The sequence below is a fragment of the Streptomyces sp. NBC_01244 genome (assembly GCF_035987325.1).
Taxonomy (GTDB): Bacteria; Actinomycetota; Actinomycetes; order Streptomycetales; family Streptomycetaceae; genus Streptomyces.
Map to the genome: position 1 here is coordinate 170,567 of NZ_CP108488.1, position 25,251 is coordinate 195,817.

Annotated in this window: 17 protein-coding genes and 1 pseudogene; 9 read left to right on the forward strand and 9 right to left on the reverse strand. The window is 70.0% G+C overall.

Going from position 1 to position 25,251, the window contains the following annotated elements; genetic code table 11:
- Positions 1 to 105 precede the first annotated feature (105 nt).
- Positions 106 to 2,832: a beta-L-arabinofuranosidase domain-containing protein gene (locus OG247_RS00830; protein WP_327250313.1), complete on the forward strand. Its 2,727-nt coding sequence runs from the start codon at positions 106 to 108 to the stop codon at positions 2,830 to 2,832.
- 106 nt (positions 2,833 to 2,938) lie between these two features.
- On the opposite strand, the gene OG247_RS00835 is transcribed toward OG247_RS00830, so the two are convergent.
- Positions 2,939 to 3,970: a LacI family DNA-binding transcriptional regulator gene (locus OG247_RS00835; RefSeq protein WP_327250314.1), complete on the reverse strand. Its 1,032-nt coding sequence runs from the start codon at positions 3,968 to 3,970 to the stop codon at positions 2,939 to 2,941.
- A gap of 276 nt (positions 3,971 to 4,246) precedes the next feature.
- Between OG247_RS00835 and OG247_RS00840 the strand changes: the two genes are divergently transcribed.
- The 4 genes from OG247_RS00840 to OG247_RS00855 all read left to right on the forward strand — a co-directional run bounded on the left by OG247_RS00840 (position 4,247) and on the right by OG247_RS00855 (position 9,570).
- The gene (locus OG247_RS00840) at positions 4,247 to 5,218 is read left to right on the forward strand and encodes a glycoside hydrolase family 6 protein (RefSeq protein ID WP_327250315.1); all 972 of its coding nucleotides are present in this window, start codon (positions 4,247 to 4,249) and stop codon (positions 5,216 to 5,218) included.
- A gap of 35 nt (positions 5,219 to 5,253) precedes the next feature.
- On the forward strand, positions 5,254 to 6,543 hold the full coding sequence (locus OG247_RS00845; protein ID WP_327250316.1) for a glycoside hydrolase family 6 protein: 1,290 nt from the start codon (positions 5,254 to 5,256) through the stop codon (positions 6,541 to 6,543).
- Positions 6,544 to 6,878: 335 nt separating this feature from the next.
- Positions 6,879 to 8,315 carry an endo-1,4-beta-xylanase gene (locus tag OG247_RS00850; RefSeq protein ID WP_327250317.1) on the forward strand — a complete coding sequence of 479 codons (1,437 nt, stop codon included), beginning with the start codon at positions 6,879 to 6,881 and terminating at the stop codon, positions 8,313 to 8,315.
- Between the two features lie 97 nt (positions 8,316 to 8,412).
- Positions 8,413 to 9,570, forward strand: a complete 1,158-nt coding sequence (locus tag OG247_RS00855) for an RICIN domain-containing protein (protein ID WP_327250318.1) — start codon at positions 8,413 to 8,415, stop codon at positions 9,568 to 9,570.
- Between the two features lie 84 nt (positions 9,571 to 9,654).
- Here OG247_RS00855 and OG247_RS00860 read toward each other — a convergent pair whose 3' ends face one another.
- Positions 9,655 to 12,126: a glycoside hydrolase family 9 protein gene (locus tag OG247_RS00860; protein WP_327250319.1), complete on the reverse strand. Its 2,472-nt coding sequence runs from the start codon at positions 12,124 to 12,126 to the stop codon at positions 9,655 to 9,657.
- A gap of 125 nt (positions 12,127 to 12,251) precedes the next feature.
- Positions 12,252 to 12,998 carry an L-ribulose-5-phosphate 4-epimerase AraD gene (gene araD / locus OG247_RS00865; protein WP_327250320.1) on the reverse strand — a complete coding sequence of 249 codons (747 nt, stop codon included), beginning with the start codon at positions 12,996 to 12,998 and terminating at the stop codon, positions 12,252 to 12,254.
- A 324-nt stretch (positions 12,999 to 13,322) separates the two neighbouring features.
- On the opposite strand from araD, the gene OG247_RS00870 reads away from it, so the two are divergent.
- A complete protein-coding gene (locus OG247_RS00870) occupies positions 13,323 to 14,399 on the forward strand; it encodes a LacI family DNA-binding transcriptional regulator (protein ID WP_442813191.1) in 1,077 nt (358 codons plus the stop codon).
- 142 nt (positions 14,400 to 14,541) lie between these two features.
- Here OG247_RS00870 and OG247_RS00875 read toward each other — a convergent pair whose 3' ends face one another.
- The 5 genes from OG247_RS00875 to OG247_RS00895 form a co-directional block, all read right to left on the reverse strand.
- Positions 14,542 to 15,666, reverse strand: coding sequence for an aldose epimerase family protein (locus tag OG247_RS00875; RefSeq protein WP_327250322.1), 1,125 nt, complete (start codon positions 15,664 to 15,666; stop codon positions 14,542 to 14,544).
- A gap of 107 nt (positions 15,667 to 15,773) precedes the next feature.
- Complete coding sequence (gene yjfF, locus OG247_RS00880) at positions 15,774 to 16,796, reverse strand: galactofuranose ABC transporter, permease protein YjfF (RefSeq protein ID WP_327250323.1); 1,023 nt, start codon at positions 16,794 to 16,796, stop codon at positions 15,774 to 15,776.
- Positions 16,793 to 17,893, reverse strand: coding sequence for an ABC transporter permease (locus tag OG247_RS00885; protein ID WP_327250324.1), 1,101 nt, complete (start codon positions 17,891 to 17,893; stop codon positions 16,793 to 16,795). Before OG247_RS00885 ends, yjfF begins: the two co-directional genes overlap by 4 nt.
- Positions 17,890 to 19,449 (reverse strand): sugar ABC transporter ATP-binding protein, encoded by a 1,560-nt coding sequence (locus OG247_RS00890; protein WP_327250325.1) that lies wholly within the window; start codon positions 19,447 to 19,449, stop codon positions 17,890 to 17,892. The genes OG247_RS00885 and OG247_RS00890 overlap by 4 nt, the downstream gene beginning before the upstream one ends.
- Before the next feature lie 118 nt (positions 19,450 to 19,567).
- Complete coding sequence (locus OG247_RS00895; protein ID WP_327250326.1) at positions 19,568 to 20,566, reverse strand: ABC transporter substrate-binding protein; 999 nt, start codon at positions 20,564 to 20,566, stop codon at positions 19,568 to 19,570.
- A 495-nt stretch (positions 20,567 to 21,061) separates the two neighbouring features.
- Between OG247_RS00895 and OG247_RS00900 the strand changes: the two genes are divergently transcribed.
- Both OG247_RS00900 and araA read left to right on the forward strand, forming a co-directional pair.
- Positions 21,062 to 22,756: a ribulokinase gene (locus tag OG247_RS00900; protein WP_327250327.1), complete on the forward strand. Its 1,695-nt coding sequence runs from the start codon at positions 21,062 to 21,064 to the stop codon at positions 22,754 to 22,756.
- 101 nt (positions 22,757 to 22,857) lie between these two features.
- Positions 22,858 to 24,369, forward strand: a complete 1,512-nt coding sequence (araA, locus tag OG247_RS00905) for an L-arabinose isomerase (protein WP_327250328.1) — start codon at positions 22,858 to 22,860, stop codon at positions 24,367 to 24,369.
- Positions 24,370 to 24,525: 156 nt separating this feature from the next.
- On the opposite strand, the pseudogene OG247_RS00910 reads toward araA, so the two are convergent.
- Positions 24,526 to 24,816 (reverse strand): annotated as a pseudogene (locus OG247_RS00910) (glycoside hydrolase family 48 protein); the annotation flags it as partial.
- Positions 24,817 to 24,994: 178 nt separating this feature from the next.
- Between OG247_RS00910 and OG247_RS00915 the strand changes: the two are divergent.
- Positions 24,995 to 25,234: a hypothetical protein gene (locus OG247_RS00915; protein WP_327250329.1), complete on the forward strand. Its 240-nt coding sequence runs from the start codon at positions 24,995 to 24,997 to the stop codon at positions 25,232 to 25,234.
- The last annotated feature ends 17 nt before the right edge of the window (positions 25,235 to 25,251 follow it).

Here is a 25,251-nt window from a genome sequence, read left to right on the forward strand (position 1 = left end):
CTCGTCCGCAGCAGGCCGCCACCGCACCGACCTCGCGGCCGCCGGTCGAAGCCCAACAGCCCCTGTGCGCGGCACCCCTATCTCTCACGGACCATGGAGTTCGCCATGCCGGTTCCCCCCTTGAGCCGCCGCGCCGTGATCAAGGCGACCGGCGTCGCCGCCGTGGCCGCGACGGTCGGCCCCGTACTGAACACCGTCTCCGCCACGGCGCAGACGCCCCCGGTCAGGTCTGACGTCGGAGTGTCGGTGTTCCCGTTCGACCTGGGTCAGGTCCGGCTCACCAGCAGCCGCTGGCTCGACAACCAGAACCGCACCCTGGCCTATCTCCGCTTCATCGACGTCGACCGCCTGCTGTACAACTTCCGCACCAACCACCGGCTCTCCACCAACGCCGCGTCCCCGACCGGAGGGTGGGACGACCCGGCGTTCCCCTTCCGCACCCACGTGCAGGGCCACTTCCTCACGGCATGGGCCCAGGCCTACGCCGCGGTCGGGGACACCACCTGCCGCGACAAGGCCGACCGCATGGTGGCCGAACTCGCCAAGTGCCAGGCCAACAACTCCGCCGCGGGCTTCTCCGCCGGCTACCTGTCGGGCTTTCCCGAGGCCGACTTCACCAGCCTCGAAGCAGGCACGCTGACCAACGGCAACGTCCCGTACTACTGCGTCCACAAGACCATGGCCGGTCTGCTCGACGTGTGGCGCCTCATCGGCAACACGCAGGCCCGTGACGTGCTCCTCGCGCTCGCCGGCTGGGTCGACCGGCGCAGCGCCGCGCTCAGCCAGAGCCGGATGCAGTCGTTGTTGGGCGTCGAGTTCGGCGGCATGAACGAGGTCTTGGCCGACCTCCACCAGCAGACCGGCGACGTACGCTGGCTGACCACCGCCCAGCGGTTCGACCACGCGGCGGTCTTCGACCCCCTCGCCGCGAACCTGGACCAACTGAACGGTCTGCACGCCAACACGCAGGTGCCCAAGTGGATCGGAGCCGTCCGCGAGTACAAGGCCACCGGGACGACCCGATACCGCGACATCGCCGCCAACGCGTGGACGATCTGCACCACCTCGCACACGTACGCCATCGGCGGCAACAGCCAGGCGGAACACTTCCGGGCCCCGAACGCCATCTCCGGCTTCCTCGTCCCCGACACCTGCGAGCTCTGCAACTCCTACAACATGCTCAAGCTGACCCGAGAACTGTGGCAACTGGACCCCGGCCGGGCGTCGTACTTCGACTTCTACGAGAAGACGCTGCTCAACCACGTCATCGGCGCCCAGAACCCGGCCGACCCGCACGGGCACGTCACCTACTTCACCCCCCTCAACCCGGGCGGCCGCCGCGGCAAGGGCCCGGCGTGGGGCGGCGGCACCTGGAGCACCGACTACGGCACGTTCTGGTGCTGCCAGGGAACGGGCATCGAGTCCAACACCAAGCTGATGGACTCCGTCTACTTCCACGACGGCAGCACCACCCTCACCGTGAACCTGTTCCTCCCCTCCGTCCTGAACTGGACCCAGCGAGGCATCACCGTCACCCAGACCACCACCTACCCGGCCGACGACACCACAACGCTCAAGGTCACCGGCGGCGTAGGCGGGACCTGGTCGATGCGCGTCCGCATCCCCGGATGGGCTTCGGACGCCACCATCAGCGTCAACGGCGTCGCCCAGACCGTCACGGCCAGTCCGGGCACCTACGCCACGCTCACCCGATCCTGGGCCTCGGGCGACACCATCACCGTGAAGCTCCCCATGCGCGTGGCTCTCCAGGCCGCCAACGACAACCCCGGTGTCGCGGCGATCACCTACGGCCCCGCCGTCCTCGCCGGCGACTACGGCAGCACCGCACTGTCCTCCCTGCCGGCCCTGGACCCTTCCTCGATCACCCGAACCAACAGCACCGCCCTCGCCTTCACGGCCACCGCCAACGGTACGAAGGTCGGCCTCGGCCCGTTCCACGACGCCCAGGGCTTCAACTACACCGTCTACTGGCGGACCGGCAGTCCCGGCTTCCGTCTCGTCAACGCGGCCAGCGGACTCGTCCTCGGCATCCGGGACATGTCCACCGCCGATGGGGGCCTCGCCCTGCAGTGGACCGACTCCGGCACCGCCGACCACAAGTGGGTCCTCATCGTCGACGGCGCCGCACTGCGGCTGCGCAACCTCAACAGCGGGAAGGTCCTCGGTGTGAAGGACATGTCCAGCGCCGACAACGCCCCGATCCTCCAGTGGACCGACACCGGCACCGCCGACCACCGGTGGACCGTCGTCGACGCCGGCAACGGGTACCACAAGCTTCGGAACGTCCACACCGGCAAGCTGCTCGGCATCGAAGGCGGCTCCACCGCCAACGGCGCCGCAGCCGTACAGGTGCCCGACAGCGGCGCCCCCGCCGGCCAGTGGCAGTTCGTCCCCGACGGCGCCAGGCGCATCCAGAACGTCGCCAGCGGGCGGGTGCTCGGTGTGCGGGACATGTCCACCGCCGACGGCGGCCTCGCCATCCAGTGGGATGACAACGGCACCGCCGACCATCTCTGGACGGCCGTAGTCGACACCGGCGGCCACTTGCGCCTGCGCAACTCCCACAGCGGCAAGGTCCTCGCCGTGGAGAACGGCGACACCGCCAACGGCGCCCGGATCGTCCAGTGGGCGGACAACGGCGCCGCCGACCACCGGTGGCGCCTGCGCCACGGCGGCGGCGACACCTTCAGGATCCAGTGCGCCAACAGCGGCCGCGTCCTCGGCGTCTCCGGCGCCTCCACCGCCCAGGGAGCACAGACCGTTCTCTGGGACGACAACGGCACCAGCGACCACCTGTGGCGATTCATCTGACCCGGCGCCGAGTCCCCCGATCGCCACGGGCCGATCGCGGCGACGGGAAGTCGAGTGGGAGGCGCTCCCGTCAGATCGGGCCGGCCCTGCCGGAAGCGCCCGCCCATCAGGCCGACGCGGGCAGATCGGGGGCGGACTCGCGCACGGTCAGGCGGGTCGGGAGGATCAGCGGGGTGGGGCGGTGTCCCTCGATGGCACTGACCAGCATCCTGGCCATCTCCTGGCCCAGCGCCCGCACCGGCTGATGGACCGTGGTCAGCGGCGGGCTGGTGTGCCGGGCGCTCGCCAGGTCGTTGAAGCCGATCACCGCGACGTCCTCGGGCACCCGGAGCCCCCGTTCCCGCAAGGTGCGCAGAGCGCCGATGGCCATCGCGTCGGAGGCCGCGAACACCGCGTCGGGATCGGGGTGTGCCCGGAGCAGCCTCTCCATCGCCCCGGCCCCGCCCTCCTCGGTGAACTGCCCGGGCTCAACTCCGAGCAGCGGCAGCCCGGACAAGGTCAGACCGTCGGTGAACCCCTGCTCCCGCGCGACGGAGGCCCTGGTGTCCACCTGGCCGGTGATCATGACGGGCCGTCGGCGGCCCGTGCGCGCGAAGTGCTCGGCGGCCAGGCGGGCACCGCCCCGGTTGTCGGCGTCCACGTACCAGGTAGGTTCGCCAATGAGGGGAAGTCCGCCGAAGACGACGGGCAGATCGACCTCCTCGCCCAGGCGTCCCAGCGGATCGTCGCCCCGCAGCGCCATCAGCATGACGCCGTCGGCCCGTCGGGAGCGCAGCAACCGTTCGAACCTCTCCCGGCCGCGCGGGGTGTTGGCCAGCAGCAGGATCAGTTCCAGTTCGGTCTGCTCCAGCGCCTCGCTGACGCCGACGATGACCTCCGCGAAGAACGGGTCGGCGAACAGCCCCGGTTCGTCGCTGGAGACTGCCAGCACCACCGCTCCCACCCTACGGGTCGCCAGGGCCTGAGCGGACGGGTTGGGCACGAAATCCAGCTCGCGCACCGCTCGTTCGACCGCCTCCCGTTTGGCGCGGCTGACGTGCGGGGCGTTGTTGATCACCCGGGATGCCGCCGTGCGTGACACACCGGCTCGTGCGGCCACCTCGTCGAGCGTGGGCATGCGCTTGGGCGACGGCTCCATGAACGAACTGCTCCTCAGGCTCACGCGAACAGCGAACAGCGAACAGCGGCCATGATTCCATCACCGCCCCGAGTTCGGGCCTGCACCCGGCGCCGCCCTCGGCCTCGATCTGGTAGCGCTTCCAACCAATGGCGCCACACCGACCCCCGACAGTACTTCCGTGTTCAACCACTTGACACACCCCGGCGACGGCCCCAATCATCCCATCAGCGCGGTCCGACCCCACACCAAAACTGGAAGCGCTTCCACTTCCCCACCCCCACCGGAGGAAGAACCATGCGCAAGTCCGTCCGAGCCGCATCCGCCCTGCTGGCCAGTGCCCTCACCGCCGGTCTCGCCCTGATCAACGCCGGCCCGGCGTACGCCGCCGACCCGACCACCATGACCAGCGGCTTCTACGCCGACCCCGACAACTCCGCCCTGCGGTGGACCAACGCGAACCCAGGCGACGGGCGGGCGGCGGCGATCCGGACGTCCATCGCCAACACCCCGGCGGCCCGCTGGTTCGGCAACTGGAGCGGCGACATCGGCGCGGCCACCGGCGCCTACGCCGGCCGCGCGGACTCCTACGACAAGTTGCCGATCCTGGTCGCGTACAACATCCCCAACCGGGACATCTGCGCCGGCCACTCCGGCGGCGGCGCCGGGAGCCGCGCCGCGTACGACGCCTGGATCGCCGCCTTCGCCAGTGGCATCGGCAGCCGCCCGGCCGTCGTCGTCCTCGAACCCGACGCGCTCGGCCACGAGAGCTGCATGACGGCCGCCCAGATCACCGAACGCAACGCCATGCTGAAGAACGCGATCGCCCAGTTGAAGGCCAAGGCACCCAATACCTGGGTCTACCTCGATGCCGGGAACCCCGGCTGGATCGGCGCCTCGACGATGGCGCAGCAGCTCGCCGCCGCCGGTGTCAGCGGGGCACGCGGCTTCGTGCTGAACGTCTCCAACTACTTCACCACCGACCAGAACACCTCCTACGGCAACGCCGTCAACTCCGCCCTGGGCTCCTACGGCTACACCAAGCCGTTCGTCGTCGACACCAGCCGCAACGGCAACGGTTCCAACGGCCAGTGGTGCAACCCCGCCGGCCGCCGGATCGGCACTCCCAGTCAGCGCGGCGGCGGTGCCGAGATGCTGCTGTGGATCAAGGTCCCCGGCGAGTCCGACGGCAACTGCGGTGTCGGGGCCGGCTCCTCGGCCGGGCAGTTCCTGCCGGAGGTCGCCTACAAGATGATCTACGGCTACTGACCCCGCGACCCGAACACCCCTACCGAAGGAACCCCGTGCGTATCCCCCTGCACCGATTAGTCCTGGCATCGAGCGCACTCACGCTGCTCCTCGGCGCCGTCGCCCCGGCCTCTGCCGAGGCGAGCTCCGCGCCGGCCTCCCACACGCTCCCCACGAACACCCGCTTCTACGTCGATCCCGACGGCGACGCGGTCCACCAGGCCGTCACCGACCTCCTCCACCGCGACTTTGAAGGCGCCAGGTCCATGGCGAAGCTGGCCAGTTGGCCGGAGGCCTCCTGGTTCACCGATGGCACCCCGGAGCAGGTCGAATCCCGAGTACGCGACCTGGTACGCCGCGCCGAGCGGACCCGGACGGTTCCCGTCCTGGTGGCCTACAACATCCCGCTGCGCGATTGCTCCCAGTACTCCTCCGGCGGCGCGCAGTCGGATGCCGAGTACCAGGCCTGGATCAGCGCCTTCGCCCGGGGGCTCGGCCGCAGCAAGGCCGTCGTCATCCTCGAGCCGGACGGGCTGGCCAACCTCCCCTCCGACTGCGGTCCCGGCAGCGACCCCACCGGCGCGATCACCACCGGACGCTTCGCCGACCTCAACCACGCGATCGACGCCCTGGAGCGGCAGCCGAACAGCATCGTCTACCTGGACGCCGGCAACAGCCACTGGCGCAGCGTCGGCGACATCGCGCAACGCCTCCTCCAGGCCGGTGTCACCCGCACCCAGGGCTTCTCACTGAACGTCTCCAACTATCTGGCCACCGACCTGTCCACCCGTTACGGCACCTGGGTCTCGCAGTGCCTGTGGTTCGCCACCAAGGGCCCGGACTGGGCCAGGGGACACGCCGACTGGTGCGCGAGCCAGTACTACTCCCCCGCAGCACCGAACGACGGGCAGCCGGGAAACTCCGTGAACGTGGACGACCCGTCCACTTGGCACTGGACCGACCGGTGGTTCCAGCAGAACGTCGGCACCCCGCCCGCACAGGAGCTCACCCACCTCGTCGTCGACACCAGCCGCAACGGCCGGGGCGCCTGGACCCCGCCCGCGGGCAAGTACAGCGGCGACCCGCAAACCTGGTGCAACGCTCCCGGTCGCGGCGTCGGCGACCGGCCGACCGCGAACACCGGCGTCCCGCTCGTCGACGCCTACCTGTGGATCAAGACCGTCGGCCAGTCAGACGGCCAGTGCAACCGCGGCATCCCGGGCGGCACCATCGATCCGGAGTACGGCATCGTCGATCCCGCGGCCGGCGTGTGGTGGCCGGAGCAGGCCAAGTCCCTCGTCCGGAACGCCGAGCCCGCACTGGACTTCAACACGGTCCTGCGCTGACCGGAGATACGAACCGAAGGAAATACCCGCAGCCCAGTCGAGCGATCCTCATCGAAATACTTTCGATGAGGATCGCTCTATGAAAAGCGGCTATTGGGCTATCCAGAGAGACGATTTCTCGAAACCCTTTCGAAACTATTGACATGTTTCGGCGGTGTTTCCAGACTGATGCCAGAGGCGATACCCCCCGTCTGAATCCGGGTGCCGGGTATCGGCCTTGAATATGTACGCCCTGACCGATGAGCGTCCTTTGTCAATGGACGCGGGCGTCGTTCGCGCGGATTCACTCTGCCGCGCTCCAATCCTTCCGTGTTTTCTTTCCTGGAGGCTCTTTCATGGGCTCGCATGCCATTCACCCACCCACCGTCCGCCGGAAGATCGGCGCTCTTCGCACGGCCCTGGTCCTCGGCGTCCTCGGTTCGGCCGCCGCGCTGGTGGCTCCGCTGACCTCACACGCCGCCGAGAGCACGCTCGGTGGCGCGGCCGCGCAGAGCGGCCGCTACTTCGGCACCGCCATCGCCTCGGGCAGGCTGGGCGACTCGGCGTACACGACGATCGCCGGCCGCGAGTTCAACTCGGTGACGCCCGAGAACGAGATGAAGATCGACGCCACCGAACCTCAGCAGGGCCAGTTCAACTTCACCGCCGGTGACCGCGTCTACAACTGGGCGGTACAGAACGGCAAGCAGGTACGCGGCCACACCCTGGCCTGGCACTCGCAGCAGCCCGGCTGGATGCAGAACCTCAGCGGCAGCACGCTGCGCCAGGCGATGACCCACCACATCAACGGCGTGATGGCCCACTACAAGGGCAAGATCGTCCAGTGGGACGTCGTGAACGAGGCCTTCGAGGACGGTACTTCGGGAGCCCGACGCAACTCCAACCTGCAGCGCACCGGCAACGACTGGATCGAGGTCGCCTTCCGCACCGCGCGCGCCGCCGACCCGGCCGCCAAGCTCTGCTACAACGACTACAACGTCGAGAACTGGACCTGGGCGAAAACCCAGGCCATGTACGCCATGGTCCGGGACTTCAAGCAGCGCGGCGTGCCGATCGACTGCGTCGGCTTCCAGTCGCACTTCAACAGCGACAGCCCCTACAACAGCAACTTCCGCACCACCCTGCAGAGTTTCGCCGCCCTCGGGGTCGATGTCGCCGTCACCGAACTCGACATCCAGGGCGCCTCCGGCACGACCTACGCCAACGTGACCAACGACTGCCTGGCCGTCCCGCGCTGCCTCGGCATCACCGTCTGGGGTGTGCGCGACACCGACTCCTGGCGACCGGAGCACTCGCCGCTGCTGTTCGACGGCAACGGCAACAAGAAGCCCGCTTACACCTCCGTGCTCAACGCACTCAACGCCGGCTCCTCCACTCCGACCCCCACGCCCGGTTCCGGTCAGATCAAGGGCGTCGGTTCGGGCCGCTGCCTGGACGTGCCCGGTTCCAGCACCACCGACGGCACCCAGGTCAACCTGTGGGACTGCAACAACCGCACCAACCAGCAGTGGTCGTACACCGCCGGAGGCGAGCTCAAGGTCTACGGCAACAAGTGCCTGGACGCAGCCGGCACCGCGAACGGCACCAAGGTCCAGATCTACGCCTGCTGGGGCGGCGAAAACCAGAAGTGGCGCCTCAACTCCGACGGATCCATCGTCGGAGTCCAGTCCGGCCTCTGCCTCGACGCCACCGGCAACGGCACCGCCAACGGCACCCTGATCCAGCTCTACTCCTGCTCGGGGGGCAGCAACCAGCGCTGGACCCGCACCTGACGACCTGCCACGGTGAAAGGGTGAACCGATGAAGACCTATGGTGCGGCTTCCCCCGCCCCTCCACGAAGGCATCGCCGGTGGTCCCGGATCGCCGCCGTGGTGGCTGCGACGCTCGCGATCGGCGTGTTCTTCGCGGTGAAACCGACGCCCGCCGAGGCGGCGACGGTGGACGGCAATGCCTGGTACGTCCTGGTCAACCGCAACAGCGGCAAGGCGCTGGACGTCTATGGCTCGTCCACCGCCGACGGCGCGCGGGTCAGTCAGTGGACGCGCAGCGACGGAGCCAACCAGCAGTTCCGCCTGGCCGACTCCGACTCGGGCCACGTCCGGCTGATCAACCGCAACAGCGGCAAGGCCGTCGAGATGCAGGGCGGCTCCACCGCCGACGGCGGCAACGTCGTCCAGTACACCGACTGGGGTGGCGCCAACCAGCAATGGCAGATGGTCAAGCTGTCGTCCGGTGGCGGCGGATGCGGCAGCGCCCCGACTCTGGCGAGCGGTACGCACACGATTCAGAGCAGTGGTAAGAGCCGCAGCTTCATCCTCAGAGTTCCCGACAACTACACCAACAGCCGGCCCTACCGGCTGATCTTCGCGTTCCACTGGCGGGGCGGAACCGCCGGCGACGTCGCCTCGGGCGGAACGAGCGGGACTGCATGGTCCTATTACGGCCAACAGGAACAATCGAGCAACAGCGCCATCCTCGTCGCCCCCCAGGGACTCGGCAACGGCTGGGCCAATTCGGGCGGTGAGGACGTCACCTTCGTCGACGACATGATCCGGCGAATCGAGGGCGGCCTCTGCGTCAACACGACCCAGCGCTTCGCCACCGGATTCAGCTGGGGCGGCGGTATGAGCCACGCACTCGCATGCACCCGGGCGAACGTCTTCAGGGCTGTCGCGGTCATCTCCGGCGGCGAGATCAGCGGGTGCAGCGGCGGCACCCAGCCCATCGCCTACTTCGGAATCCACGGCGTCGGCGACTCCGTCCTCAACATCGCGCAAGGACGGTCCCTGCGCGACAGGTTCGTCGGCAACAACGGCTGCACTCCCCAGAACCCGCGCGAGCCGGCGCCGGGCAGCCGGACGCACATCACCTCCACCTACTCGGGGTGCCTTGCCGGGTACCCGGTCCAATGGGCCGCTTTCGACGGAGGCCACCTGCCCGGTCCGGTCGACGGCTCCCCCAACGAGAGCGGCGTCACGACCTGGACCAAGGCAGAGATCTGGAGGTTCTTCTCGCAGTTCCAGTGACACGCCCGCACCATGGAGTGGAGCCGGGAAGAACCTGGCTCCACTCCGTCGTCCATCGCCGGGCGGGCGGGGCGTGACGATCGTTCAGGAGCAGAGTGCACCATTCAGCGTGTAGCGCGCCGGGATCGCATTGGTACCCGAGTACGTCGCCTGGAAGCCGAAGCTCGCGCTGCCGCCGGGTGCCAGTGTTCCGTTCCATCCGGCGTCCCGGGCGGTGACCGTGCTGCCCGACTGGCTCACCGTGGCGTTCCAGCCATTGCTGATCCGCTGATCACCCGCGAAGCCCCAGCCGAGGGTCCACCCGGAGACCGCCGAGGTTCCGGTGTTCCTCACGGTCACCGTCGCCGTGAAGCCGTTGCCCCAGGCGTTGTCGATCCGGTACGCCACTGTGCATGAGGCCGCCGACACTTCGTCGTCCGCCTCCGTCGCCGTGAACGTCGCCGGCTGCGCGCCAGGACCACCGACGGTGAATGTCGCACTGCCCGAGGACGCGTCGGCGTCCTGCGCGGCGAAGACCGGAACCTGCTGCACCGTCGCCCAGTCGGCCGGGGTGAACACCAGGGTCGCGGCCGCCGACAGGTCCTGGTCGCCGGAGTTCCGGGCCACCGTCACCGTGACGTTCTGCGCGGGGGCGGCCGAGAGCCGCACGCCCACGGGGACCGAACCGCCCTCCGGGACCGTCACGGCCGCCGGTGCCACCTGGACCACGGGCACCGCCGGAGCGCTGCGCCGCTCAGCCGCGAAAGCCGCCAGCCAGGCCAGCGAGGCGTTCCAGTTGATGGCCACCTCGTTGGTGGAGTACGAGCCGATGTCGTCCACGTAGCACGCCGCCGGTGCGCAGCCCGCGAGCTTCTCCTTGGCCACCGGGTCCTCCAGCCCCGCGTTCGGCCCGCCCGCGAAGGAACCGGCCGGCGGTTGCGGCAGCGAGGCGTCGTTCTGGTGTGCCCAGAACCGGTGGTGCTGGTTCGCGGAGTAACGGTCGCCGTAGCCGGTGACGTAGGAGAGGTCGAGCGCGTTGCGGCCGAGCAGGTAGTCCAGGGACTCCAACGCTCCAGCTCGGTAACGCTGTTGCCCGGTGATCTCGTACGCCACGGCCAGCACCATCGCGTTGTTGGTGACGGAGCTGTTGGAGCCCCACACGTATCCGGTGGCGGGGAGCGGCACCGCGTAGCCCTGTCCGGCCATGGTGGACAGGTGGCCATCAGCGGCCGTGGTCAGCAGGCCGCGCAGCCGGGTCACGTCGTCGGCCGGCAGGGCCACGCCGGGGACCGTGGCGAGGGTGATGCGGCCGGGCGTCGCGGTGCCGCCCCACCAGAACGCGTCGACGGCCTTGGTGTGGTGCGGGGAGGAGGTGACGGCGTCCCGGTACTGTGCCTCTCCGGTGGTGGCCAGGAGTTCCGCCGCCGCCCAGTAGAACTCGTCGGAGACGTCGGCGTCCTCGTACGCACCGCCGCCGGTGTTGTCGCTCGCCAGGGCGAGCACGTTCGGGTTGGCCTTGGCGGCCGTCCAGGCGCGGCGGGCCGCGTCCAGGCAGCGCGCGGCGAACGCGGCGTCGTAGGGCGCGTACACCCGGGCGCACTGCGCGGCCGAGGCCGCCAGGTTCAGCGTCGCGGCGGTCGACGGCTTGTGCAGCTCGCGCTGTTCGGCATCGAGTTCGGGCCGGGTCGGCAGGGCGGTCCACTTGGCGTCGTGCATCTTGTGGAAGGCCATCCCGGCCAACGGCTTCCCGGCGGGGACTTGCATCCGCAGCAGGAACTCCAGTTCCCAGCGGGCCTCGTCCAGCACGTCCGGCGTTCCGTTGCCGCGCTCCGGCACCCGCAGCGTCGCGTCGCCGAGCGCCGCGTCGCCGCCCGAACGCCGTGCCCGCTCATAGGAGTTGACCATCTCCCAGACGGAGATGCCGCCGTTGACCACGTACTTGCCCTGGTCGCCCGCGTCGTACCAGCCACCGCGCACGTCCAGTTGGTAGTCGCACACCCCGGCCTGGCAGGGGACGCTGGTGTCGCCCTTGTTCGGGGCGACACCCAGGTGCCCGGCGGGGCGGGCGTAGGCGCTGCCGCCCGCCAGGGCCGCCTCGATCGCGATGCCGCTGCGCTGCTGGTAGAAGAACGACATGCTGTCGGCGCGCAGTCCGTCGTACAGCGATGCGGAGATGTCGAAGGGGTGGCTGCTCTGGCCGTCGACGGCCAGGGTGAAGCCGGTGCCGGTGCCGGTGTACGCGCCGAAGTCCACCAGGTGCGTGGACTGGCCGGACGCCTGGTCGAACCCGCGCACCGTGGTGGCACCCGAGGCGGCCACCGCGCCGGAAGCGTCGCGCAGTTGCCAGACGAGCGGAGCGGTCGCGGAGGCGGCCACGGTGGCTCGCTTGGGGCCGTCGGGCAGGTAGCCGAGCCGGTTGACCCGTACGGGCGTGACGGCGGCGGCTGCCGTGGTGGCGGCAGCCGCGACCGGAACGGTCAGGGCGGTCGTGGACAGGCCGCCGACGGCCAGCGCGACGCCGGCGAGCACGGCGGCCGCGCGACGTGGCACGCCGCGGGCGGAGGTAGCAGGAGGCACGGTGAAGCCTTCCTCGGGGGGTGGGAGCTCATGTGGGAGCGCTCCCAATGAAGCCAGGCGCCCGACGGGAACGTCAAGGCGCCTGGCTGAAACGGTAGTTGAGTCCCCCTGACTCAGGCCGCGCCTCAGACGCCCGGGGCGTGAGGGGCGTGAGGGGCGTTGCCGTAGTAGGCGTCAGGTCCGTGCTTACGGGTGAAGTGCCGCTCCAGCAGGTGCTTCGGCGGTTCGGAGGCTTCCCCGAGGCGGGAGCCCAGCGCCAGCGTGTGCAGCGCCATCTCCGCCACGGCCTCGCAGACGACGGCGTTCTCCAGCGCCGCCTTCGCGGTGGCACCCCAGGTGAAGGGTCCGTGTCGTGAGACGAGCGCTCCGGGAACCTCCTCGGCCCGCCGGGGGTCGCCGCCGAGCCGGGCGACGATCACCTGCCCGGTGTTGTACTCGTAGTCCCGCGCGCACTGTTCCGCGGTGAGGTCCTCCGTCACGGGGACGGGCCCGTTGAAGGTGTCGGCGTGCGTCGTGCCCAGTACGGGGATCGGGCGGCGCGCCTGGGCGAAGGCGACGGCGTGCGTCGAGTGCGTGTGGGTGACCCCGCCGATGGAAGGGAAGGCCCGGTAGAGGCACCGATGGGTTTCGGTGTCGGTGGACGGCCTGAGCCGCCCCTCGACGACCCGGCCGTCCTCCAGCGCCACCACCACCAGGTCCTCCTCCGTGAGGTCGGCGTAGGAGACCCCGGACGGCTTGATGACGAAGACGCCGGCGTCTCGGTCCACTCCGCTGACGTTTCCCCAGGTGAGGGTGGCCAGACCGGCCTCCGGGATGCGCAGGTTGGCCGCGAGGACCTCACGACGGAGGTCCCCCAGGAAGGTCTTGCTCACTACGCTCTCACCGTCTCTCCGGCATGCGCGGCGGGTTTCTCCGGGACCGCCGTCGGGCAGGCCCCGCGGTCGCGCATGAGTGGGCTGGACTGATCGGGGGCCGCAGCAGCAGGCGTCGCGGTTGACCCACCTCGGCCGCCCCGATCAGATTGTGAGCGCTAACATGCAGCAATCTCAAGAGGTACGAGAAGATTCCTGCCCACAACGTGCGATCCACGCTGCATAATGTGAACGCCAACATCTTTACCTGGTCGACGATCTTCCGGTCGGTCCGAGATGTGTGCGGGCCGCGGCTGGTTCGGTACCTTGAGGGAAGGCCGCTCGATGAGGAAAGGAAGAGAGTTGACCCAGCTCCCAGACGTCTCGCGAGCGCCCACGATGACGGACGTCGCGCGCGTCGCCGGCGTGTCCCATCAGACCGTTTCACGGGTGCTCAGCGACCACCCGAACGTCAGCGCCAAGACCCGGGCGGCGGTGACTCAGGTCATCGAGCAGCTGGGGTACCGGCGCAACTCGGCGGCCCGGGCGCTGGCCACCCGCCGGACCCACACGCTGGGCGTCATCGCGGTGAACACCACTCTGCACGGGCCCGCCAGCACCGTGGCGGGAGTGCAGGAGGCGGCTCGGGACCGCGGCTACCTGACGTCCGCCGTCACGCTGCGCACCGCCACACAGACAGCCCTCGCCGAAGCCATGCAGCACCTCGCCGGGTGGGGCGTGGAGGGGATCGTCGCCGTCACTCCGCAACGCGCCGCGGTGCGCGCCCTGGCGGCGCTGGAAGCGCCGTGCCCGGTGGTCACCGTGGAAGGCGGCCACACCCTCGACCTGCCGGGGGTGTCGCTGGACCAGAACCTCGGCGCCCGCATGATCACGGAGCACCTTCTCGCGTCGGGCCACGCCACCGTGTGGCATGTGGCGGGCCCGCCCGACTGGCTCGAGAGCGAGGCCCGCACGCAGGGGTGGGAGGACGCGCTGCGCGACGCCGGCGCCGAGGTGCCGCCCGTGCTGCGCGGCGACTGGAGTCCGCTGTCGGGATACCAGGCCGGCCAGCAGCTGGCGGGGCGGTTCCTGGCGTCCCGAGGGCAGGGAGCCGGCCTCACCGCGGTGTTCGTCGCCAACGACCAGATGGCCCTCGGTGTCCTACGGGCCTTGCGGGAAGCGGGCCTGCGGACGCCCGAGGACGTGGCGGTCGCCGGTTTCGACGACATCCCCGAGGCGGAGTTCTTCCCGCCCCCGCTGACGACGATCCGTCAGGACTTCGCCTCGCTCGGCCGCGACAGCATCGGGCTGCTCCTGGACCACATCGAGGGCAGGACCGACGAGTCGACCCACCTGGTGGTGGCGCCCGAGCTCATCGTGCGCGCCAGCACGGCCCGCAGGATCGCTCCACCCGGTGAATGACCCCCACCTGCCCGGCTGTTGGCCCCTTCCGCCGAGAGCCGGGCCCCGGGAAACCTCGTACGGGGAAAGTCGGCACAAGCGCGAAAGCCGCTGTCCGGCGCCCCCCTGCGGCACCGGACAGCAGCTACGGCCGCCGCCCCTCTCAGGCGGTGACCGTGGTGAAACTGTGGATCGTGGTCGACCGGTACAGCTCGCCCGGCCGCAGGACGACCGTCGGGTAGTCGGGGCGGTTCGGGGAGTCCGGGAAGTGCTGTGTCTCCAGCGCGATCCCCGCGTAGGCGTGGTAGGGTCTGCCGGCCTTGCCCGTGATGTCACCGGTCAGGCCCTGGGCGGTGTAGACCTGGATGCCCGGTTCCGTGGTGCGCACCTCCATGCGGCGGCCGGATGCGGGGGCGTACAGCACAGCGGCCTTACGAGGACCGGCTCGCCGGGCGTCGTCGAGGACCCAGTTGTGGTCGAAGCCTCCGCCGGCGAGAGCCAGTTGCGCCTCCGTATGGGTCAGGACGTCGGAGAGACGCCGGGGCCGGCGGAGGTCGAACGGGGTGTCGCTGACCGGGCGGTGGGGGCCGTCGGGGATCAACTCGGCGCCGACGGAGGTGTAGAGGGGAGCCGCGACCTGGAGGTGGTGCGCCAGGACGTTGCCGCGCCCCTCCCCTTCGAGGTTCCAGTAGGCGTGGTTGGTGAGGTTGACGATCGTCGGCGCGTCGGCGACCGCCTGGTACAACATGGTCAGGTTGTCGTCGCGGTCCAGCGTGTAGGTGAGGCGCACGTTCAGGGCACCGGGGAATCCCTGGTCCCCGTCGGGGCTGTGCAGGAACAGGCGGACACCGGTGCGGTGCGCCGAGTGGAAGGGTTCGCACCGCCACAGGCGCTGGTCGAACCCGTCGGGACCGCCGTGCAGCGTGTGCCCGGTCTCCTGGGTGGCGAGCTGGTGGGTGACTCCGTCGACGACGAGCCGGCCGTGCGCGACGCGGTTGGCGTAACGGCCCACCGTCGCGCCGAAGTAGCGTGCGGAGCCCTCGCGGTCGGCGGGGTCGCGGGGCGCGAGCACCACGTCGGCGGTGTGGCCCCAGCGGTCCGGCAGGATCAGGGAACGGAGGCGGGCGCCGCGCGTGTGCACCTCCGCGCGGGCCCGGCCGGGGAAGCCGAACCGCCACCTCTCCCCCCTTTCCTCATCGGCCAGACGCAGGGGACGGCCCGCCCCCGGGCAGGTGGGAGCCTGCCCGGGGTCAGTGGCCTGGTCGGTGGATTCATATGTGTGTTCCATGGCGGTGTTCCCTGGAAGTCGGTCCGTCGGAGGGCATGCCGGGAAGCAAGGTGGAATCGCGGCACTCGAACGCTGGGGCCGGGGCTGACGTGCAGAGCGGCAGGGCGTCAGCCGGCGGCGGGGCGGCGGCCGCTCATCAGTCGTTGCAGCACGATGAACACGAGCAGCAGGGCGCCGATGACGATCCGGGTCCACCAAGAGCTGAGCGTGCCCTGGAAGTTGACCACCGTCTGGATCGTGCCGAGGACGAGCACGCCGAGGGCCGTGCCCAGGACGAAGCCGGAGCCTCCGGTCAGCAGCGTGCCGCCGATCACGGTGGCGGCGATCGCGTCGAGTTCCATGCCCATGGCGTGGAGGGCGTAGCCGGAGAGCATGTAGAAGGTCAGCAACAGGCCGCCGAGCGCGGAACACAGGCCGCTGACGGCGTAGACGGCGATCTTGGTGGAGCCCGCCGGAAGACCCATCAGGCGTGCGGAGGACTCGTTGTCGCCCAGTGCGTACACGTTGCGGCCGAACCGCGTGTGGTGCAGTACGACGAAGGCGATCACCAGTACGGCCAGGGCGATGACCACCGGGATCGAGACGAACAGTCCTCCCGGGCCGTACAGCCGGGTCTGCGCGATTCCGGCCGTGGTGGGGTCGCTGATCGTGATGGATTCGGTGCTGATCGTGTAGCAGAGCCCGCGGGCGAGGAACATGCCGGCCAGGGTGACGATGAACGGCTGGATCTCGAAGGTGTGGATGATCCAGCCCATGAGCGTCCCGCTCCCGGCGCCGACGAGCAGGACCAGTGGAATGACGGTGGCCAGGGGCCAGCCGTGCGACTCGACCAGCCAGGCGGTGAGCATGGTCGACAGGGCCACCATGGAGCCGACGGACAGGTCGATGCCGCCGGTGAGGATGACGAAGGTCGCCCCGACCGCGACGACCAGGAGGAATCCGTTGTCGATCAGCAGGTTCAGTACGACTTGCGCGGAGAGGAAGCCCTCGTAGCGCACCGATCCGACGCCGAACATGACGGCCAGCAGGACGGCCGTGACGATCAGTGGGATACGGGTGCGGGTGCGCGGGGACACCGTCGCGAAGGGGCGGGTGAGATGCGCGGCGGCGCTCGCGATGCCGGTACTCATGCGCGTACCTCCTGCTGCTGCGGGGTGGCGCCCGCCGGGGTGTGGGATCGGGGAGTGGCCGGCCCGCGGCGGCGCAGGACCTTGGCCCGGAAGACCGGGGACTGCACGAGGCAGACGACGATGACGACGAAGGCCTTGAAGACGAGGGTGGTCTCGGGCGGGACGCCGAGGGTGTAGACGGTGGTGGACAGGGTCTGGATGATCAGGGCGCCCAGAACGGTGCCGCCGAGGGAGAAGCGTCCTCCGGTCAGTGCGGTGCCGCCGACGACGACGGCGAGGATCGCGTCGAGCTCGATCCACAGGCCGGCGTTGTTGCCGTCGGCGCTGGAGACGTTGGAGCTGATCATCAGCCCGGCGACGGCGGCGCACAGCGCGCTGAAGACGTAGACCAGGGCGAGCAGGCCGCCGGCCCGGATGCCGACCAGGCGGCTGGCGGCGGGGTTGCCGCCAACGGACTCGATCAGCATGCCGAGTGCGCTGCGACGGGTGACGAAGGCGGTGAGCGCGACGAGGGCGGCTGCCAGAAGGACGGCGAACGGGAAGGTCAGCCAGTAGCCCCCGCCGATCATTTTGTAGGGGGCACTGGTCACCGTGACGATCTGGCCGTCCGTGATCAGCTGGGCGACGCCGCGGCCCGCGACCATGAGGATCAAGGTGGCCACGATGGGCTGCACACCCAGCCCGGACACCAGGAAGCCGTTGGCCAGGCCCAGCACGAGTGCGACGCCGAGTGCGAGGGCGACGGCCGTGAGCATGGTGGCGACACTGCCGGGACGCGCGGCGGTGGAGATGTGCCCGCAGGCGAGGGCGCCGGCGATGGCGACGGTGGAACCCACCGAGAGGTCGATCCCGCGGGTGGCGATGACCAGGGTCATGCCGAGCGCCACCAGGATGAGGGGCGCACCGAACTGGAGGATGTCGATGAGGCTGCCGTAGAGGTGGCCGTCGCGCACGCGTACGGAGAAGAAGTCGTGGTGGAACGCGAGGTTGCCGAGGAGCAGGGCGAGCAGGATGAGCGCGGGCCACAGCAGGCGGTGGCCGGCCAGACGTCTCCCGATCGCTCCGGCCGCCTCGGACTTGGCGGGCTGGGTGGTCATGAGTCCGTTCCGGTGGCGATGGTCGTCAGGAGGCGTTCGGGCGTGACGGTGTCGTCGTTGGCCAGGGTGGCCACCATGCGGTGGTCGCGGAGCACGGCGATGCGGTGGCTCAGGCGCAGGACCTCTTCGAGTTCCGCCGAGATGAACAGCACCGCGGTGCCTTCGCCCGCCAGGCGGGCCACGAGTTTCTGAATCTCGGCCTTGGCGCCGATGTCGATGCCCCGGGTGGGTTCGTCGAGGATCAGGAGCCGGGGGTCGGTCAGCAGCCAGCGTGCGAGGAGGACCTTCTGCTGGTTGCCTCCGCTGAGGTGGCGCACTTGCGCTTCGGGGTCGGCGGGGCGGATGTCCAGGGCTTCGATCCAGTGCCGTGCCAGTTCGTCCTGCTTCGTGCGGGCCAGCGGCCTGGTCCAGCCGCGGGTGGCCTGCAACGCGAGGATGATGTTCTCGCGGACCGTGAGCTCGCCCACCAGGCCCTCGGACTTGCGGTTCTCGGAACAGAACGCGATGCCCCGGGCGATGGCGTGGCGGGGGGTGCGCAGGAGTACCTTCTTGCCCTCGATGCTCACGTCTCCGGAGTCCGCGCTGTCCGCGCCGAACAGGAGGCGCGCCACCTCGGTGCGGCCCGAGCCCAGGAGGCCGGCCAGTCCGATGACCTCGCCGGAATGGATGTCGAGGTCGTACGGTTCGATCGAGCCCGTACGGGCCAGCTGTCGTGCCTGGAGGAACGGCCCGCTGGTCGCTCGTTCGGCCGCTTCCTCCTGGGCACGGCCGGACAACTGGTCGAGGGTGGCCAGTTCTCCGCCGATCATGCGCTGCACCAGGGTCACCGGGGTGAGTTCGCCGATGGGGTACTCGCCTTCCATCCGGCCGTTGCGCAGGATGGTGACGCGGTCGCAGAGATCGAATACCTGGTCGAGGAAGTGCGTGACGAACAGGATGGCCACGCCGCGGTCCCGCAGGCGCCGCACCAGGGTGAAGAGCTGGGCGACCTCCTCGCGATCGAGGCTGGAGGTGGGTTCGTCCAGCACGAGCACCTTCGCCGAGACGTCCACCGCCCGGACGATGGCGACCAGTTGCTGCACCGCCAGGGAATGCGAATCGAGCAGGCTGGTGACGTCCAGTTCGAGGTCCAGTTCCGTCAGCAGTTCGGCCGCCCGCTGCCGCATCGCGGACCAGTGGATGAGACCGAACCGGCGCGGTTCGCGCCCGATGAGGATGTTCTCTGCGACCGAGATGTTCGGGCAGAGGTTCACCTCCTGGTAGACGGTGCTGATTCCGGCCCGCTGCGCCTGGAGGGGGTCCGCGAACGCGTGGCTCCGGCCGTCGACGACGATGGTGCCGCCGTCGGCGGGGTGGACACCGGTGAGCACCTTGATCAAGGTGGACTTCCCGGCGCCGTTCTCGCCCATCAGGGCGTGCACCTCACCGGGGAAGAGCCGCAAGCCGACTCCGTCGAGGGCGAGCACGCCGGGGAACTGCTTGCGGATGTCGTGGGCTTCCAGGACCGGGTGCGGGCCGCCCGCGCCCGTGGGCGGCGGGGTGGACGGAGATGCCATCCGCCCTCCTCTCGTGTGTGGGGTGGTGGAGCGGGCTCCGGTGCCAGGCGTCGCGGGCCCCGCGAGCTCCGGCGGGGCCGGGCCGGGCCGGCCTCCTGCGGCACCGGAACCTGCGGGGTCAGTAGTTCCGGGTCGGCAGGGCGGCCGCGGCCTTGTCCTGCGGGAAGACGCCCTCCTGGGTCTCGACCCGGGTCGGGACGCTCTCCCCCGCCACGACCTTCTTCGCCAGCTCCATGAGCTGGTCGCCGAGCATCGGGTTGCACTCCACCACGACGTTGATCTTGCCTTCGGTCATGGCGACGAAGGCGTCCTTGATTCCGTCCACCGAGATCACCTTGATGTCCGTACCGGGCTTCTTGCCGGACTCCTCGATGGCCTGAATGGCGCCGAGGGCCATGTCGTCGTTGTGGGCGTAGAGGACGTCGATGTCCTTCTGGGACTTCAGGAACGCCTGCATGACCTCCTTGCCCTTGGCGCGGGTGAAGTCGCCCGTCTGCGAGGCGACGATCTTGAACTTGCCGTCGGCACGGATGGCATCGGCGAAGCCGGCCTTGCGGTCGTTGGCGGGTGCTGAGCCCGTGGTGCCCTGGAGCTCGACGATGTTGACCGGGCCCTGTTCGTTCGCGTACGCGCCGGTCAGCCACTCGCCCGCGGACTTGCCCTCCTTGACGAAGTCCGAGCCCAGGAAGGTCTTGTAGAGGGAGGTGTCCTTGGTGTCCACGGCGCGGTCGGTGAGGATGACCGGGATGCCCGCGTCCTTGGCCTCCTTGAGCACCGTGTCCCAGCCGGATTCCACGACCGGCGAGAAGGCGATCACGTCGACCTTCTGCTGGATGAAGGTGCGGATCGCCTTGATCTGGTTCTCCTGCTTCTGCTGAGCGTCGGAGAACTTGAGCTCGATCCCGGCCTTCTTCGCCGCCTCCTGCACGGACTTGGTGTTGGCGGTACGCCAACCGCTCTCGGCGCCGACCTGGGCGAAGCCCATGGTGATGGCGCCGCCGGAGCCCGTCTTGGCCCCGGAGGCCGGGGCGGAGGCGGGACCCTCGGTCGAGCAGGCGGTCAACGCCGAGGAGGCGAGAAGGGCGGCGGTGAGGACGAGGGCTGCTCTGCGAGCCATGACGGGTGTCCTTTCGGGGCTACGGATGAGGCTCCGCACGGCCGGTGCCGGGCTGTGCCCGCGGTCGGGGGCGTGGCGGGGCCGGGGGCGGGGGGGTGACAGGAGCGGGATGCCTTTGAGGGGCGCCGTCGCATTGTGAGCGCTAACAAGCTGGGTTCTCAACCCCTTTGCGCACGTTACCTGTCCGTTACCGCGTGACGTGCGGCGACAAGACGGACTCCATCCGTTCACGCGACCATCGACCCCGCTACCCGAATCGGAGACCTCAACCCGCCTCGAATCAACGACACATCGAGGCGTGACCCTGTATACGAAGGCCACCACACCAAGAGGGTCTCCCGCATGATCCACGCAGACCTCTTGCCTATCGACATTGTTAGCGCTCACACTGCAAGCTGATCGGATCCTCCGCCGACCGCCAGGATGGTCGGGACGGCATCTCCGGCTGCCGGGCCGCGCCGCGTGCCGCCCACGGCTCCTTCGAAAGGCACTCTGTTGACGTCACCCCATCTCCTCGCGCCCATCCCTCCCTCCGAGGAATCGGAGCAGTACACGGTCGGCGTCGACTTCGGCACGCTGTCGGGCCGCGCCGTGGTGGTGCGGGTTCGCGACGGTCAGGAACTTGCCGCGGCGGTCCACCCCTACCGGCACGGCGTCATCGACCGATACCTGCCGCAAGGCGGCGCGCCATTGCCTCCGGACTGGGCCCTGCAACACCCCCAGGACTGGCGGGACGTACTGCGTCACGCCGTCCCGCAGGCCCTGGCGGCGGCGGGGATCGATCCCGCCGCGGTGATCGGCATCGCCACCGACTTCACCGCCTGCACCGTCCTGCCCACGCGGGCCGACGGGACCCCCCTCGCCGAGACCGAGCTCGCCGGACGGCCGCATGCCTGGCCCAAGCTGTGGAAGCACCACGCCGCCCAGTCCCACGCCGACCGCATCAACGAACTCGCCCACGCCCGCGGGGAGAAGTGGATCGCCCGCTACGGCGGCCGGATCTCCGCCGAGTGGCAGTTCGCGAAGGCCCTCCAGGTCCTGGAGGAAGATCCGCTCGTCTACGAAAACTGCGCGCGGTGGATCGAGGCCGCCGACTGGATCGTGTGGCAGCTCACCGGAACCGAGTCCCGCAACGCCTGCACCGCCGGGTACAAGGGCATCCACCAGGACGGTGCCTACCCGAGCGAGGAGTACCTGGCCGCGCTGAACCCCCGGTTCGCCGACTTCGCACGCACCCGCCTCGCATTCCCGCTCTCCGCCCTGGGCTCACGCGTGGGCTCGCTCAGTACGGAGGCCGCAGCGTGGACAGGGCTGCGGCCCGGCATCGCCGTGGCCGCGGGCAACGTCGACGCCCATGTCACCGCGGCGGCGGCCCAGGCCGTCGAGGACGGACAACTGCTCGCCATCATGGGGACCTCCACCTGCCACGTCGTGAACGCCCCCGTCCTCGCCGACGTCCCCGGCATCTGCGGTGTCGTGGCCGGCGGGATCGTCGAGGGAACCTACGGCTACGAGGCCGGCCAGAGTGCGGTCGGCGACATCTTCGCCTGGGTGCTGGAGCAAGGCATCCCGTCGGACTACCTCGCCGAGGCCGCCGAGCGCGGCGAGGACCTGCACACCCTGCTGACCCGGAAGGCCGCCGGCCAGCCGGTCGGCGGACACGGACTGGTCGCCCTCGACTGGCTGAACGGCAACCGTTCGGTCCTCGTCGACCACCACCTCTCCGGAGTCATCGTGGGTCTCACCCTCGCGACCCGCCCCGAGGACGTCTACCGCGCGATGCTCGAAGCCACCGCGTTCGGCACCCGCGTCATCGTGGAGGCCCTGGAAACAGGCGGCGTACCGGTCTACGAGTTCATCGTCGCCGGCGGACTGGCCAAGAACGAACTGCTGATGCAGATCTACTCCGACGTGCTGCGCCGCCCCGTCTCCCTCGCCGCATCCGACCAGGGCCCCGCCCTCGGGTCGGCCATCCACGCCGCCGTGGCCGCCGGCGCGCACACCGATGTGCGAACGGCCACCGCCGCCATGGGCCGCCGACTGCCTGCCGTCTACAGGCCCGACACCTCCCGGGCCGACGCCTACGACGCCCTGTTCGCCGAGTACAGGCTCCTGCACGACCACTTCGGGACCGGCGGTCTGCTGCACCGCCTGAGGAGCATGCGCGACACGACCCGCACAGCGGGCTGACCTAGGCCGCCTCCTTCGGATCTTGCCTGACCGTCCGTCACCACTTCCCCAACCGCCCGCCGTCTCACCACCGTTGCGGGACGTCACCATCAGGAGTCCATGTGCCCAGCCAAGCATCCCCCGCCCAGGAGATCTGGTTCCTCACCGGCAGCCAAGGCCTGTACGGAGAGGAGACGCTGAAGCAGGTCGCCGAACAGTCGCGGCAGATCGCCGCCGCGCTGGCCGACGCCTCCGGCATTCCCGCGCGTGTGGTGTGGAAGCCGGTGCTGACCGACGCCGACGCCATCCGCCGGGTATGCCTCGATGCCAACGCCGACGACCGGTGCATCGGGCTGATCGCCTGGATGCACACCTTCTCGCCGGCCAAGATGTGGATCGCCGGACTGGACGCGCTGCGCAAGCCGTTGCTGCACCTCCACACCCAGTCGAACGTGGCCCTGCCCTGGGACACCATCGACATGGACTTCATGAACCTCAACCAAGCCGCCCACGGAGACCGCGAGTTCGGGCACATCCAGACCCGTCTCGGCGTACCCCGCAAGACCGTGGCCGGCCACGTCACCGATCCGGTGACGAGCGCACGCGTCGCGGTCTGGGCGCGGGCGGCCGCCGCACGATCCGAACTGGCCACCCTCAAGGTCGCCCGCTTCGGCGACAACATGCGCGACGTGGCCGTCACCGAGGGCGACAAGGTCGAGGCCCAGCTGCGCTTCGGCGTCTCCGTCAACACCTACGGCGTCAACGACCTGGTGGAGGTCGTCGACAGCGCGGACGAGACCGGGGTGGCTTCCCTCGTCGAGGAGTACGCCGACCTGTACGACCTGGCGCCGGAACTGCGACCGGGCGGCGAACGGCACGACGCGCTGCGCTACGCGGCCCGCATCGAAGCCGGCCTGCGCACCTTCCTCGAAACGGGCGGCTTCGGGGCCTTCACCACCAACTTCGAGGACCTGGGCGGACTGCGCCAGCTGCCCGGCCTCGCGGTCCAGCGGCTCATGGCCCAGGGGTACGGCTTCGGAGGAGAGGGCGACTGGAAGACCGCCGTCCTGCTGCGCGCCCTCAAGGTGGCTGCCGCCGGCCTCCCGGGCGGCACCTCCTTCATGGAGGACTACACCTACGACCTGACACCCGGCAACGAGCTCATCCTCGGCGCGCACATGCTGGAGGTCTGCCCCACCATCGCCGCCGCCAGGCCCAGCTGCGAGATCCACCCCCTCGGCATCGGCGGGCGGGAGGACCCGGTGCGCCTGGTGTTCGACGCGGCCCCCGGCCCGGCCGTGGTGGTCGGGCTCGCCGACCTCGGCGACCGCTTCCGCCTGATCGCCAATGACATCGACGTGGTGGCACCCCCTCACCCGCTGCCCGCACTGCCCGTCGCCCGCGCGGTCTGGCGGCCGCGCCCCGACCTGCGGACCTCCACCGAATCCTGGCTGACGGCCGGAGGACCGCACCACACCGTCCTCAGCACCGCCCTGACCTCCGACCACCTCGACGACCTCGCGGAAATGCTCCGCCTGGAGCTCGCCCTCATCGACGAGACCACCACCCCGAAGCAGTTCCGGCGCGATCTCCGCTGGAACCAGGCGTACTACCGGCTGGCGCTGGGGCTGTGAACCGCTCGCAGCCCGGGGCGTGCCGCCGTCACCGGTAACGACGCGGCCCGGGCTTCCGGCAGAGCGGGTGCCGGATGGACGCGTAGAGGCCGGGCAGCCCTTGCGGGCTGCCCGGCCTCGTCGTACGCGGAGCTGCTCTTCAGGCGGGGCGGGCTGTTATTCGAGCAGCTCCGCGTACGAACCCATGGCCAGGGCGATGTCCGCCTGGGCCCAGAACCGGTGGTACGTGAAGGCGGGCGCGGCGCCGCCCTCGAGGTAGGCCTCGATCTTCGGCCAGGCCGGGTCGTCCTGGTAGAAGGTGCGGATCGAGGCGAAGGTGGAGGCGGCGTTCACCGCGTCGCCGTTCGGCATCGTGCCCGTCCACGTGCTGGGGACGTAGACCGGGTTGTCGAAGCGGCTGTAGTCGGTCCGGGTCTCCTGGACGGCGACGCCCAGGGGGTCCTGGTGATCCGCAGCCCGAAGGGCCCAACAGGACCAGGAACTCTGCCGGTTCCACGGTGAGGGAGAAGTGCTCGGCGGCGTGGGAGTCCCGGCCCGCTTCCGAGTGGCCCCGCAGCGGTGTACCAGTCCCAGGCGCAGCCACAGACAGAACCAGAGCGGCCTCAGCCGACTCAGGGACCGGGCCATGGAACGGCTGTCCGGTCCGGCCGGGGTCCTGGAGGCGCCGCCGGCATCAGCTCAGGGCACTGACGCGAACACCGCTCCGGCACGACAGGGGGCGGTGCGCGGCGACCTCGTGGTGCGCACGGGGCCCCATGTCCGGGTACGGGTGGGCGCCCGGATTCCGCTGCTGGTCGATCTGGGGCAGCTGTACGTGTTCGATCACACCGGGCGCCGGGCCGTGCCTGGCGTCCTGGCACGGTGAGCCCTTCCGGTCACAGC

Excerpts from the sequence above, each read along its gene's own strand:
- OG247_RS00840 (WP_327250315.1), top strand. The coding sequence starts at position 4,247 with ATGCGCAAGTCCGTCCGAGCCGCATCCGCCCTGCTGGCCAGTGCCCTC.
- OG247_RS00895 (WP_327250326.1), bottom strand. The coding sequence starts at position 20,566 with ATGGCTCGCAGAGCAGCCCTCGTCCTCACCGCCGCCCTTCTCGCCTCC.
- yjfF (WP_327250323.1), bottom strand. The coding sequence starts at position 16,796 with ATGAGTACCGGCATCGCGAGCGCCGCCGCGCATCTCACCCGCCCCTTC.
- OG247_RS00885 (WP_327250324.1), bottom strand. The coding sequence starts at position 17,893 with ATGACCACCCAGCCCGCCAAGTCCGAGGCGGCCGGAGCGATCGGGAGA.
- OG247_RS00835 (WP_327250314.1), bottom strand. The coding sequence starts at position 3,970 with ATGGAGCCGTCGCCCAAGCGCATGCCCACGCTCGACGAGGTGGCCGCA.
- OG247_RS00875 (WP_327250322.1), bottom strand. The coding sequence starts at position 15,666 with ATGGAACACACATATGAATCCACCGACCAGGCCACTGACCCCGGGCAG.
- OG247_RS00890 (WP_327250325.1), bottom strand. The coding sequence starts at position 19,449 with ATGGCATCTCCGTCCACCCCGCCGCCCACGGGCGCGGGCGGCCCGCAC.
- OG247_RS00850 (WP_327250317.1), top strand. The coding sequence starts at position 6,879 with ATGGGCTCGCATGCCATTCACCCACCCACCGTCCGCCGGAAGATCGGC.
- OG247_RS00830 (WP_327250313.1), top strand. The coding sequence starts at position 106 with ATGCCGGTTCCCCCCTTGAGCCGCCGCGCCGTGATCAAGGCGACCGGC.
- OG247_RS00915 (WP_327250329.1), top strand. The coding sequence starts at position 24,995 with ATGGAACGGCTGTCCGGTCCGGCCGGGGTCCTGGAGGCGCCGCCGGCA.
- OG247_RS00870 (WP_442813191.1), top strand. The coding sequence starts at position 13,323 with ATGAGGAAAGGAAGAGAGTTGACCCAGCTCCCAGACGTCTCGCGAGCG.